Consider the following 14,211-nt stretch of genomic DNA (forward strand, 5'->3'; position numbering starts at 1 on the left):
TGTATTAGACATTAAAATCACTCTGGATGATAAAATTATAGATGTGGTAATATCGGCAGGCGCATGAATGTTAATATAAATGATATAAATGTTAACTAGAATATAAGCAACTAATAACAAGTTACTTAACGAATGATTATATCATAACATTTACATTAAACGCAATCTTAAAATTTAGTTTAAATCCTTTTTTCTTAGTAGCGCAATATATTCTGATGGTAGCATTTTAAATTCGGTTTTAAAAGATTTTGAAAAGTAGTTTGGGGTATTAAATCCTACCTCATACGAAACCTCTACGACATTTAGCTGACTTTTTTCAAATAGTTGCGCAGCTTTTTGCAAGCGATAAGACCTGATAAATTCTACAGGAGATTTACCGGTAAGCAGTAAAATCTTTTTATAAAGTGAAACCCTGCTCATATTCATTTGCTTACTTAATTCTTCTACCGATAAATTTGGATTAACAATATTATTTTCAACATATTTTAAAACATTAGCAATAAACTTCTCATCGTGTGATTGGCTTTCAATTTCGGGAAGGTTTACCTGCAAGTGTTTGGTATAGGTTTTTTTAAAGTTCTCTTGCAGAATTAGTAAGTTTTTGATTTTTGAAATCAGTATCTCGAAATTAAAAGGTTTTGTTAGATAATCGTTGGCACCAACTTCCAACCCTTTAACTTGTTCAGTTTCTTCTGAAAGCGCAGTAAGCAATATAAAGGGAATGTGAGCAGTTCGTATATCATTTTTAATTTTGCGACAAAGTTCGGTTCCGCTCATTTCGGGCATGTTAATATCACTTACAATTAAATCAGGATGTAAGGCAAGTGCTTTTTGCCAACCATCTTTGCCATTGACTGCATCTTGTATGCTAAAAATATCCTTCAAACTATCTTTCAAATAAAACCTGAAATCTTCATTATCCTCTACTAGTAAAACTTTAGGTTTCCTTAAATCAATTTTCTTTTTGGCAACCGGCAAATTGTTTTCGGCTACAGCTTTATTGTATACATTCGGAAGATGCTCACTCAGCTTTAATGGTAAATTAATTGTAAAGCAACTACCTTGATTCACTTCACTTTCTACAGAAATTTCTCCTGCATGTATATTTACGAACTCTTTTACGATTGACAATCCTATGCCACTGCCTTGGTTAAGCATAGAACTTGGCACATTACTTTGATAAAATCTTTCGAAAATTTTGTTCAGTTTATCTTCTGGAATTCCAATTCCAGTATCAATAATTTTTATTTCCAACATAGAACAATCCATATTTGAAGTATTGGATTTTAGACTTAACAAAACGGTAACGTGGCCGCCCGGCGGTGTAAATTTAAATGCGTTTGAAAGCAGGTTGAAAATAATTCTTTCAATCTTATCATGGTCGAATACGGTATGATAATGTTCAACCTCACTATCAAAATCAAAACCTATCTGCTTTGCTTCTGCTACATCACTGAAAGAATGTACAATATCAGCTATAAACGGTACGATATCTCCAGGTGTTCCAAGAAATTTAAGTTCCTGAACTTCAAGTTTCCTAAAATCAAGAAGCTGATTTACAAGACTTAACAATCTATATGCATTGCGTTTAATAATTTGTATCTGATGCTTCTGGTCTAGCGATTCAGCATTTTGCAGCATTTTATCTGCCGGAGCCATGATTAATGATATGGGCGTTCTAAACTCGTGGCTTACGTTAGTTAAAAACTTTATCTTCATTAAATCAAGTTCATGAATGCGTTCTGCATCTTGCCTTTCTGCAGCCAAAATATGTTTATTTTCAGCACGTTCCTGGTCTATTGCAAATTCTTTCTTTAGTTTTTGAATACCCCTGTAACGGATATAGAGTAGCAAACCGGAAAGTGTTAAAAAGTATAATAAATAGGCTAAGTTCGTTTTCCAAAATGGGGGTAATATTTGAATCTTCAACGTCCTTTCTTCTAAAGAACCTGGTACATCCGGGTCAATTACCCTTACCAAAAACTCGTAATTCCCTGGGTTTAAATTTGTATAACTGGCTTTCCGTATATCGTTCTCAGCGTCAATCCACTTTTTGTCGAAACCCCTCATCATATAGTGATAAGTAAGCTTTTTTGAGTTAAAAAAATTTAGTGCTGCAAATTCAATTCCGAAAGCATTTTCGTTGTGTTTCAATTCAATATTTTCGGTCTCGGTTATTGATTTTTGTAAAAGTAAATGCCCTTCTACTGATTCTTTTGGCTTAATACTTTTATTAAAAACCTGGAAATCGGTAAACACAAGATTAATTTTATTTTTAGTTATCTGGATTTTTGATGGTTTGAAAATATTGAAACCGTTGGCACCTCCAAAAATAAGTTCGCCTGCTTTGGTTTTATATGCAGCATTTTCGTTAAATTCCTTTCCCTGCAAACCATCAGAATCGTCAAAATACTGAAAGCGCAGCAGGTATTTACTTCCTTTTCTACTTACTTTAACCATACTGATACCATTTGCAGTACTCAGCCAAATGTTATTATCATCATCTTCTAGAATGCCTAAAATTGTATTATCCGGAAGTCCGTTTTCTTTCCTGAAATTATTAAACTTTGCTGTAGAAGGGTCATAAACAGAAAGACCTTCGCGAGTGCCTATCCAGATGAGCTTCCTACTATCTTCGATAATTGAGCTCACATTATTTTGAACGAGGCTGTAAGGATTTTTTAAGTTTCGGGTAAAGTGTCTGAATTTTCCGGTTTTATGATTTAATACATCGATACCCCAACCGCCCACCCAGAGATTTTGATTGGAATCTTCGAACAAAGCTGGAACATAACCGAAAGTAATCGAATTTTTCTTTTCAGGCCCGTAGTGCCGAAAGGTTTTGGTAGCTCTATCATAAAGATTTAAACCACCAGCTAAAGTTCCTACCCATAATTGTTTGGAAGAATCTTCGAATATCTTCCACACCCGGTCGTCGGATATGCTTCCAGGCTTAGTTTCATCATGCTTAAAATGCTCGAACTTTTTGCCGTCAAAGCAATCTAAACCACCCCAATATGTCCCAATCCATAATTTTCCATCATGATCAACCAAAAGGCTAACCACTATATCACTAGAAATGCTATTTGGATTTCGAGGATCATGTTTGTATTTTGTATAAGTATTTTGTTTCCTATCAAAATATAATAAACCTCCTCCATTTGTACCAATCCACAGATTTCCTAAATTATCTTCGGTGAAACGGTTAACATCATCAAAGGGTAGGCTATTCTTATCGAGTACGTTATGTTTATATTGAGGAAACTTTATAATATTTTCATGGTAGTAGCTAATTCCTTTTTTAAAAGTTCCAGCCCAGATGACCCCCATTTGATCTTTAAAAAGCGATGGAATGGCATTCTGAGCTATAGATTTTTGATTGTAATCCTGATTTAACAAATAGGTTACTTTAAAATCTTTCTTATCAACTATCGTAATTCCACCATGATCAGTTCCCATCCAAATCAGGCCCTTATTATCCTGCAAAACATTGTAGACGATATTCGATCTGAATTTACCTTGTGTTCCATCTTTATCAAAGTGTTTAAGTATGTTTTTTTCGGGATTAAAATAATATACCCCTAAAGATGTCGAAGTTGTAAAAAACCATAAATCATTGTCTTTATCTGCAAAAATAGAATAGGATATTGATTTGCCATGGTTTGCATTACGAAGAATGGAAGACCGGTAAACTACCTTATTTAATTTTGGCTCCAATAAATCGATTGTGCCATCTTTGTACACAATCCAGGCCTGCCCTTTTCCATTTAAGGATAGCGAAGTCACATCACTCGAATAAATACTTCCTAAACCCTTACTATTATAAAAATGCTTTGATTGCTTACTTTTTTCATTGTACTTATATATGCCTAAGTTGGCGTAAACAAACCAAAAATTACCTTTACCATCGTTTTTAATTGATTTTATTTCCGCATCAGGCAGACCAATTGATGCAAGATAAGCCTTTGGCGTTCTTTCGAATCGCTCGGTATAAGGATCATAAATATTATAATTTTGTTTGGTTTGAATCCACATTCTGTCATTCGGCCCGGCAAAAATAGCCGATACAAAATCATCACTTAAAGAATTGGGATCTTGAAAATCATGTTTAAAGACCCGAAATTTATGGCCATCGTACCGGTTGAGGCCAGAAAACGTTCCAAACCACATAAACCCTTTTTTATCTTGATGAATACTTAAAACCTGATTATTGGAAAGACCATTCAAAATTGTTAATTGCGAAAACTGATAGTGATCAGCTTGCGCCCATATCTTCGTAAAAATAATCACGGACAAAAAAATAGCAGTAAATAAATTTCGAAACATAGGAATAACTATTTGGCGATGCTCTGAGGATTTAGAAGGTATAATTTAGAGATAAATTTCTGTTCAGCTAACATATTCAGCATTTATTTCAAAAATCGGGCTTTTTTTATAATCGGTTTTAGCCACAAAGTCTGCTGATAATAATCAGCAGACTTTTAAAAAGAGATGCATTAACAATAATACTTACCAGCCAGGAGTTTGGATTAAGGCAGTATTTTTTAACATTTCCCCTATTTGCATTGGTAATAAATAATTCCGCTCTTTAAATACATGCAATCGTAAAGAGTTTACAATATCATACTTATAACCTGTTGGAAATTGCGGAGATATGGTTACTCTGGTTGGACTCATTAACTTATTGTAACCATTAAAAAATGTTTCTGCAAGTTTCCATCTTCGAACATCATCCCAGCGCTTATCTTCATTATAAAGTTCTATGCGTCGTTCATTCTGCACAAAACTCCTCATTTCTGTTTGCGTCATTCCTATTTTCATTCCATAATTAGCATCTGTACCGGCATTTATTCCTGCTCTACTTCTAAGCTCCCGAATCGGACCATAAGCATCTGCAGTTCTTCCAATTTCGTTTAATGCTTCGGCTTTAATTAATAGAATTTCTGCATAACGAATTAATATCCAATTTCGATTTGTGGTGCCACTGTTCCCGGTCAATCCTTCATCAAGTGTTTTTCGACAAAAATAGCCCGAGCTACCAGAAGTTCCTGCATCTTGATAAAATCCATCCGTTGGTGCGCCAACATATGTATTAACAGCAATTTTGGTATTGGTGCTGGTACTAAACCATAATGCCTGATTGAATATAATAGAATAACCAAATCTTGGATCACGATTTTTATATGGGTCTTGCGGGTTATAAAGTGGCGACTCTGTTATGGATTTTCCGTCAACCATTGGAAAAACATCAACAACATTCTGAGTAGGATTGCCAGACCGGTTTCCGCTTCTTGTTTGTGGCAGATAAAACGTTTCAAAATCTCGGTTGGGCGGTTGATTTACAAAGAAAATATGTTCCTTATTTCTACGCTGTAAAAACATGTTGTAAAAACCATAACCAGGATTTGGATTGGCATTTTCTACATTTAAGGTATAACCAAGCGCTATAACAGCTTCAGCGGCATCTAACACTTTTTGCCAGCGCATAACATCAAAATTAGGATAACCCGCAACAGCAATACGCTCAGGCGTTTTAGTACCACCAGGTACACTAGGCCAAGTATTTCCATTAAATAGTGGGCTTGCTGCAAAGAGCAATATTTTAGCTTTTACAGCTAACGCTGCACCCTTGGTAACACGGCCGTAATCGTTGCCCATTTGGTCTATTGGTAAATCTGCCGCGGCAGCATCCAATTCTTTTACAACATAATCAACACAATTACTAAACGTACTTCTAGGAACTGTTATAATTTCATCTCCAGGGAATAATGTTTCTCCAACAATTGGAACACCTCCAAAAGTGATTAATAAATTATAATAATACCATGCTCTTAACATTTTGGCTTCTGCAATTAACCTTTTTTTGGTTACTTCTTTAAATGGCATTACTGGCATTTTCGATAAAAACAGGTTTAACCTTCTAATATTTTGATAAGGTAGCACCCAGGTTTCATTAAATACGGTCGTATTATCAGCCGTATAAGTAGAACCATATAATATTAGTGGTCTTCTAGCCGGATTGAGGTTTACATATTCTGAATCATCAGTAGCTTGCTCTGTGCTACCAGCTTCGTACCTATCCTTATCATAAGAATACCCTATTTCCATATAAACCCGGGTTAGAAAGCTAATAGCATTTACGCTATCTGTAAAAACTGTTTCCTCATTAAGGGCATTATTCGATTTATTATCCAAAAAAGTTGATTTTTTACAGGCAATTGCTGCTATACAAATCAATAAAATAATGGTAATCTTTTTCATTTTTGTAAATTATAAGTTAACGTTCAAACCTATGTTATAGATGCGTGATGGTGGGTATGCCTGACGATCATTGCCCGGTGTTGCCTCCGGATCAATAGCATATAAATTGAATGCTTTAGACCAGGTAATTAAATTATTTCCGCTTGCAAAAAATCTAATACCTTGAAGACCAAGTTTTTTTACAATACTTGTAGGAATATCATAAGATAATTCAGCTGTGCGAAGACGTAAGTAATCCCCAGGAACAGCCCAGTAAGTTGAATTAATTCCTGGATCGCTTATCGATCTCAGCGTGGTTAATACCGGAAACTTAGCATTATCGCCGAGTGCTGGCGTCCATGCCTGTTGATGAACAGCTTGAAGATTAGCAGAAAACGGACGAATAGCCTCTTCGGTACCACGGAGGTAAAATTTAGTAGCACCTTGAAATAATATGCTTAAACCAACCCCTTTATAATTAAACCCAAACTGAAACCCAAAAGTATTTTGAGGGGTATTGCTGTAATCTGCAACTACCCTATCCTTATCATCAATTACATTATCTCCGTTAAGGTCGGCATATTTTAAGTCTCCAGGCCTTTGTATAAAAGTTGATGTTGGACTATTATTTACATCATTCATATCTTTAAAAAAGCCTAAATATTGATAAAGACCTTCTGCTCCAATTGGTTTACCTACAGCAGACTGCCATGGGTATTGTGGATCAGCAAAGCCATTAAATACTACTGCATTTTTAACATTAGAAAATGTACCTCTAAAATTATATGCAAACTCGTTACCAATTGTAGAACGATAGTTTAATTCAAATTCCAAACCTTGCCTGGTAGATTCTCCAATATTCTGCGGAGGTAGTAACACACCCTGAAGATCAGAAATCAAATTTATCGCAATCAACTGGTCGTATCTTCTGTATTTAAAATAATCTACTAAACCAGTAAGTTTATTATTGAAAAACGCAAAATCCAATCCTATATCAAATTGCCTTTCCTTATCCCATGTCACATCTGTGTTTGCTAAAGCGCCTTCTGCATAGCCCGTATTTGCCGATAAAGTTCCGTTTGATTCTCCGAAGGAATAAATGGTCCCGTTGTTACTCGTTCTGTAAGAATTCGTTGTAGAGGTAGCATAACTTTGCTGATAAGCATATTGTCGTCCTGGAGCCAGTTGGTCGTTACCAACAATACCCCATGATGCCCGGAATTTTAACAGGTTGATAAATGAAATTCTCTTCTTGAAAAAGTCTTCTTCTGCAATGTTATATGCGGCAGATGCAGCAGGGAAAAATCCGTTCTTCTTTTTACCTGTAAATCTATTTGAACCACTTAGTGTACCTGTTACATTTACAATGTATTTATTTTTATAATCGTAACCTATTTTGGCAACACGGCTTATCACACTGGCCGGCACAAAATTGTAAGTCAGATCATCACTACGCACATTATTGCTCGATAAACTATAAACACCTAGAAAATCGACGTGATGATTTTCTGCAAACTGCCTGCTATACGTTATCAGCGCTTGTGCGGCAAGTCTTCGTTGCGTGCTTCCAGCCGAGCCATTTGTACCATACGCATTGCCCAACCTACCAATGGTGTAAACGTTTGCAAAAGCTGGGTCGTAACGTTCAGCACTAGTTAGTGAACCATCTGCCGCGAAAACTGCAGGTCTGAAAATATATGATGGTAAATTCGTTCTGGTTAAACTCCTCGCAACCGTGTAGTTATTGGTGTAGGCTACTCTACCCTGAACACTTAACCCTTTGGTTATGAAGTCAAGTTTTTCAGTTGCTGTGGTAGATAACACCATATTATTTTCGTTGTTGCGTCTAAACCCACCGTAGGTAAGTCTTTCGATAATATTTGGTGTTAGATAATTTGCACTATTGGCTTGAAACTGACTGTAACCCCAACTTCCATCAGGATTTTTGATTGGGTACGCCATTGGCGATAATGCTAGATAGCTACCGAAATCGGCAAAAATATCATCTTTATTTCCATTTGTACTTGGATAAAAAATATTTGGTCTATTGATTTCTCCAATATTTCCGAAAGCATCTAATTGTAATGTCAGGTTTTTTGTTACACTAATATCAAGGTTGGAGCGATAGTTGAATCTTTTATTATAGAACCCACTATTGATGTTGTCACCTGAATCTTCATAATAATCTTTCGTGTTACCACCTTGATTAAGATAGCTCAGAGATACAAAATACCTTGCTTTTGTTGTACCGCCACTTATGTCGAAATTGGTTTTTAACTGTGGAGCATATTTTTTAAAAAGCATTTCCTTCCAATTCACATTGGGATGACCTATCGGGTCAGAACCTGTACGAAAAGCTTCTAAATCAGCTGCACTCCAGGTTGGCCTAAATGAAGGGTTTGGGGCATAGGAATTATCATTGATTTCTGCCTGATTTCTTAAAAGTGCTGTATTGTATGAATCAAGATAATCGGGTAGAATTGTTGGTTCTGAAAGCGCAAAATCAGTGCGAACAGAAATCCTTGGCTTTCCAATCTTTCCTCGCCTGGTGGTAACAATTACAACTCCATTCCCTCCTTTAATTCCATATACTGCTGTTTGTGAGGCATCTTTTAATATGGTGATTGATTCTACTTCATTAGCTTCAAGCCTGGAGAATTGCTCATAAGAATATTCAATATTATCAACAATAATTAGAGGATTATTTGTGGTACTGGCCACTCCATTTACAGCGTTATTGTTCAAAGATGATTCACCCCTTACCAAAAATGCTGCTCCATCGCTACCCGGTTGCCCAACTCTTTGTTGTGATATAAATCCAGTTACCCTACCCGCTAAAGTGTTCTGTAAACTACCGGATGGATTTTGACGGATATCATTCCCTGAAACGGCACTCTGAGCTCCGGTGAGGGTTATCTTTTTTTGTGTTGTGTAGCCAGTTACTACCACTTCTGATAAATCTTGTGAGGCTTGCTGCAAAACAATTTGTGCTGAGTTGTTGCCGCTAATAGAAATTTCTCGATTAACGTACCCTATCAATCTAACGATTAAGGTATTTCCGGTGCCTCTTAGTGTTAATTTATACTCTCCGTTACCGTTTGTTGATGTTCGGTTTTCAGTTCCTTTTTCTTCAACAATTGCACCTGGCAAGGGTCCCTGAACATCACGCACCACACCACTAATTGTTTTACTTTGTGCATTTGCATAGTTTGTAATTAGCAGCAGTAAAAATACTATGCTAAAAAATTTAAATTTTTTCATTTTGCGTATCTTTTACATTCTTAATTACCATCCAAAATTTTGTCTCAATGCCGAATTTTTAACCGTCTCATCATAAGGAAATGGATTATGATAGAGTTTATCCTGAAAAGCAATGCTTACCACAGGAATGATTTCATGCGTGTAAGAACCATTTGCTTCTCTTGTAATCTTCATACCAGTGAGGGTTTTATTCAACTCTGTATTTGCATTTTTCCAACGGCGAACATCATAGAATCGATGTTCTTCGAAAGAAAGTTCAATTCTCCTTTCGTTTCTGATAATATCTCTCATAGCCGCTTGAGATGTGCCTGATGGAATTCCATATCGGGCATCAGTACCAGCATTTATACCGGCACGCTTCCGTATTTCGATAATTTCTTTCACGGCATCTTCAGTTCTTCCGCCTAATTCATTTAATGCCTCTGCATTATTAAGCAGAATTTCGGCATACCTGAAATAAATAAAATTGTGGCTCTGTTGAGAATAGGTGGTACCGGTAACAAAGTTCCCCATAAACTTTCTAAGGTAATAGCCGGTTCGGGTTTGTGTTACCAGGTTATTATTGGGTTTGTCTCTTCCGCCTTCAAATGTTTCAACTGCTCTGTTGAGCCAATTATAATTAGCAGCTGATGGCGTATTAGCATTAGAAAAGAAAACGGTTACGTAAAATCGAGGGTCGCGATTTGCATAAGGACTAGCCGGGTCATATCCATTTGGATTTGTTGTAGATTTTAAATCCTGGCTTATTGGTTTACCGTTTATGGTTGTAAACGCATCAACAAAATTTTGTGTTGGATTGGTTCTGCCTCCACCAGCAATAGCGGCAAATCCTACATATCCAACGGGTGCATTGTTGTTCTCAATATCAAAATTATTTACACTTTGCTTTGCAAAAATTACTTCCGAATTTTTTTTATTGATGAAAATATTTCTGTAACCAGATGCAGCAGCTCCTGTTTGTAAGGAGTAATAATTCCCTAATGCTTTAAACTCTGCTACAGCATCAACAACTTTCTGCCAGCGAGTAATGTCCGTGGTTAAGTATCCTGTAAGTTTTTTAAGTTCTGAATCTGCCTCTACTCCTCCTCCATTAAAAAGCGGACTAGCAGCATAAAGATAAAGCCTGCATTTTAAAGCGACGGCTGCACCCTGGACAATGCGGCCAAAGTTATTTGCATTAGAATCGTTATCCGGATACAGATCTGGTTTTATCGCATCACATTCGCTTGCAATGTAATTTACGCATTCTTCAAAAGTATTTCTTTTGAGTTGAAGGTTATCATTTAAAGTAAATACATTGTCTGAAATTAATGGAACACCACCGTAACGCTGTAAAAGTTGAAAATATAAGAAAGCCCTTATAAATCTGGCTTCGGCATTAAAACGTTTTGTACGGATTGGATTACCGGCAGGCACAGGTATTTTCGCACTATTTGCAAGAAAAATATTTGCCTGCCTTATTCCAAAATAAGCATTGCTGAAATATTGGTCGGGATTATTAACAACACTTACAATTCCATTGGTATAATAAGTAATGGATGAAATAGGGACAATTGAAACCGCATCATCAGTTGCTGCATCCAAAAAATCTCCTCCAACACGGGCAAAGCCAGTTGGTAAAAATGTGTAAATATTATTAAGAAATTCTTGCGCCCTAACCGCATTTAAATCTGCCGGGTCAAAAATGATATCATACGTATCTAAATCCTTTGGCTCGTCTTCGAATTTTTTACAAGATTGAAGAGCCATCAAGCAGACAAAAAATAAATATATTGAAAAAGATTTTCTCATGATTTTTGTGATTAGAATTTAACGTTAACACCCAGGTTGTAAAGCTTTTGCAAAGGATACGCATCAACAGGAACCTCAGGATCTAGATTGCCTTTTAGTTTGGTTGCCGTAAATAAATTTGTACCGTTTGCAAAAACCCTAATCGAGCTTATTTTTAGAATACTTGCCAGGCGTGAAGGAATGGTTATGCCAACTTCAACATTTTTGAGCCTGATGTAATCTGCCCGCCTGAGCCAGTAACTGGAGAAAGTATGGTTGTTTTGATTGAATCCGACACTCAAACGAGGATAGCTTGCAGTAGCTGCAGTTGCCGGTGTAAACCGATCGAGATGTTGAGAGAATGCATTGCCTAGTCCACCATTTTGAAACTCAAAATAATTGTTGCTGCTTAGGTTAATGGTGTAATTAGCAACTCCCTGAACTAAAGCACTAAAATCGAAGAATTTATAGCTAAATCCAAAATTGGCACCAAAAATAGCTAACGGGCTTTTACTGCCTATTACGGTTTGGTCGAATTGATTTAAAATGCCATCACCATTTAAATCTTTGTATTTGATATCTCCAGGCTGTGGCGTGTAACCTATAAATGTTGCTATGCCATTTTGAGAAGAGTTTGCAATATCTGCCTGAGATTGGTAAAGTCCATCAGCTACGTAACCGAAAGACTGACCAACCCGCTGACCGGTTCTTTGCATCCAGGGAAAAGGCTGTTCAACTTCATCGAAAAATTCAACAACAGATTGTTGAAAACCAACATTTAGTGCTGCGTAGTAGTTAAAATCGCCTGCCTTTTGCTGTTGCCATGATAATTGAAATTCAACTCCATTATATTTATTCCTTCCAATATTTTCATTTGGATAAAAATTACCTAGTAGCGAAGTATTCCGCCCTCTTTGCGTTAATAAATCTTTAAACTTGTTATTGTAATAATCTAATGAAAAGCCTAATTGATTATTAAAGAACTTGCCTTGAAGATTTATATTTAACTTATTTGCATATTCATAAGTTATGTCTGCATTAGCCAACGTACTTTCATTTAATGTAGTTACTGCTCCTGCCCCCGTTCCAAAATAGGCTACAGCACCACCAAATATCCGTTGTATGTAGGAGAAATAACCAGGATTATCATTACCCACTCTACCGTAATTAGCAGATAGTTTTAAGAAATTCAATGCTTTACTATCTTTTAAAAAATCCTCCTTCGAAATTATCCATCCCAATCCTGCAACAGGAAAAAATCCCATTTTATAGTGGCTCTCACCCGGATAGTAATTGGACCCACTATAAGATGCTGCAAATTCACCGATATATTTTTCATTGTACACATATGATGCATTCCCAGAGAGGCCTTTTATACTGTAAGGAATATTAGAACCGTAAACATTACTATCATAATTAGCGACTAAGGCCGCATTAATATTATGAAGATCTTTAAAAGTACGGTTGTAACCTGCAGAAAATTCAAGATAGGTTTGTCGTCCCTGCCCTACGTTCGGTTGTCCGCTAGTGGTATTTATGATAGAAACATTTGTTTGAGGCGATGGTTGTGTTAATGCGTTTGAGTATGTTTCTACACCTGAAGCAGAAACGTTTCTTTGAAATGCAACAACGGGTTTGCTTCTATTCGTCTCCTCAATTAAGTAAGAAGCAAATGAAACCATACCCTTTATGTATAAGCCGGGGGTAATATCATCAAGCGTTCTTTTGACATAAAAATCAGAGATGATATCACGTCTAAAGGTTTGGCGATAACCAGATTGAACAGCCATTCCGTAAATATTATTTGTAAATCTTGTTGTACCAGCAAGGCTTCGGTTTGGATTAAATATTGGATAGGAGTTACTCGGTGTGGTTAGCAGCGAACTGTAAATGGCACTTGTAGTGGCTCCTGGTTCATTTGTATTGCCTATTCTTCCAAATAAATGAATACCACCTGAAAGTTTTGGATTGATTTGAATGTTAATATTTGAACGAAGTAAATAACTTGCCAGATAGTTATTGGTATCATAAATATCAGTGCTTTTAAAAAGCCCATCTTGTTTAAGGTGTTCTACACCAGCAAAATAGGTAACTGTACTATTTCCACCACTCATATTAAGCGAGTATCGGTTTAAAGGCGCACTGCTCTTTAAAACCTCATTACGATAATCTACGTCAGGACGCCCGAATGGATCTGAGCCATCTTTAAATGCCTGAAGGTCGGCTGTGGTGTAGAGTAATGCTGTATTGTAAAATGGATTTACAGAAAGCTCATTACGAATTGCTTCATTTCTTAGTGTTGCATAATCAAATGCGTTTAATGCTTGGGGCATTTTCAGCGGCCTTTGAGATGCCGATTGTATGCTAAATGAAATGCGCTCTCTACCATTATAGCCTTGTTTAGTAGTTATAGATAGTGCACCATTTGCTCCTCTAACGCCCAATAAAGCGGTAGACATGGCATCTTTCAAAATTGTTACCGACTCTATTTCTTCTAAAGTGATGGTTGAAATCAGACGAGGTATTCCATCAATTAAAATCAGTGGCGTTCTACCCCTTAATGATAAGCTGACGGCATCAAAACCTGGCTGCCCAGAGTTTTGCTGAGTGTTTAACCCTGCTATTCTACCTGTTAAAGCATTCGTAACACTATTAACAGGGTGCTTTAATAAATCTGAATTATCTACCGTTTGAGTGGAAACAGTAGATAAGTTTGCAAATAATGGGATGCTAAAAGGAAGATAAATCCTTGTTTTAGAAGATAAAGAATCGCCGAAGGCAATAACGCTATCTTTCTTATTGATGTTGTTTAAGGGCTTTTCTTGTGCAGAAACTTTCATTAGTGCAACGCTAAAAAAGCACGTAAAAATCCCTATAAGCTTAATTGTAATTTTCTTTCTCATGTTATTTAAAAAATTATTAGTTAAAAGAGATCAAATA

The 14,211-nt window shown here is 36.4% G+C and carries 5 protein-coding genes; all 5 read right to left on the reverse strand.

The features are described 5' to 3' along the window. Positions 1-174: 174 nt before the first annotated feature. On the reverse strand, positions 175-4,326 hold the full coding sequence (locus tag D7004_RS06400; protein ID WP_123205039.1) for a hybrid sensor histidine kinase/response regulator transcription factor: 4,152 nt from the start codon (positions 4,324-4,326) through the stop codon (positions 175-177). A gap of 183 nt (positions 4,327-4,509) precedes the next feature. Beyond that, positions 4,510-6,261 (reverse strand): RagB/SusD family nutrient uptake outer membrane protein, encoded by a 1,752-nt coding sequence (locus tag D7004_RS06405; RefSeq protein ID WP_123205040.1) that lies wholly within the window; start codon positions 6,259-6,261, stop codon positions 4,510-4,512. 9 nt (positions 6,262-6,270) lie between these two features. After that, positions 6,271-9,501 (reverse strand): SusC/RagA family TonB-linked outer membrane protein, encoded by a 3,231-nt coding sequence (locus D7004_RS06410; protein ID WP_123205041.1) that lies wholly within the window; start codon positions 9,499-9,501, stop codon positions 6,271-6,273. A gap of 24 nt (positions 9,502-9,525) precedes the next feature. Further along, entirely contained in the window at positions 9,526-11,292 is a 1,767-nt protein-coding gene (locus D7004_RS06415; protein ID WP_123205042.1) for a RagB/SusD family nutrient uptake outer membrane protein, read from the reverse strand. Positions 11,293-11,303: 11 nt separating this feature from the next. Further along, a complete protein-coding gene (locus D7004_RS06420) occupies positions 11,304-14,174 on the reverse strand; it encodes a SusC/RagA family TonB-linked outer membrane protein (RefSeq protein WP_123205043.1) in 2,871 nt (956 codons plus the stop codon). Positions 14,175-14,211: the final 37 nt, after the last annotated feature.

Source organism: Pedobacter jejuensis (assembly GCF_003725795.1).
GTDB lineage: Bacteria > Bacteroidota > Bacteroidia > Sphingobacteriales > Sphingobacteriaceae > Pedobacter > Pedobacter jejuensis.

Coding starts and splice junctions, on each gene's coding strand:
- D7004_RS06415 (WP_123205042.1), bottom strand. CDS start 11,292: ATGAGAAAATCTTTTTCAATATATTTATTTTTTGTCTGCTTGATGGCT.
- D7004_RS06410 (WP_123205041.1), bottom strand. CDS start 9,501: ATGAAAAAATTTAAATTTTTTAGCATAGTATTTTTACTGCTGCTAATT.
- D7004_RS06400 (WP_123205039.1), bottom strand. CDS start 4,326: ATGTTTCGAAATTTATTTACTGCTATTTTTTTGTCCGTGATTATTTTT.
- D7004_RS06405 (WP_123205040.1), bottom strand. CDS start 6,261: ATGAAAAAGATTACCATTATTTTATTGATTTGTATAGCAGCAATTGCC.
- D7004_RS06420 (WP_123205043.1), bottom strand. CDS start 14,174: ATGAGAAAGAAAATTACAATTAAGCTTATAGGGATTTTTACGTGCTTT.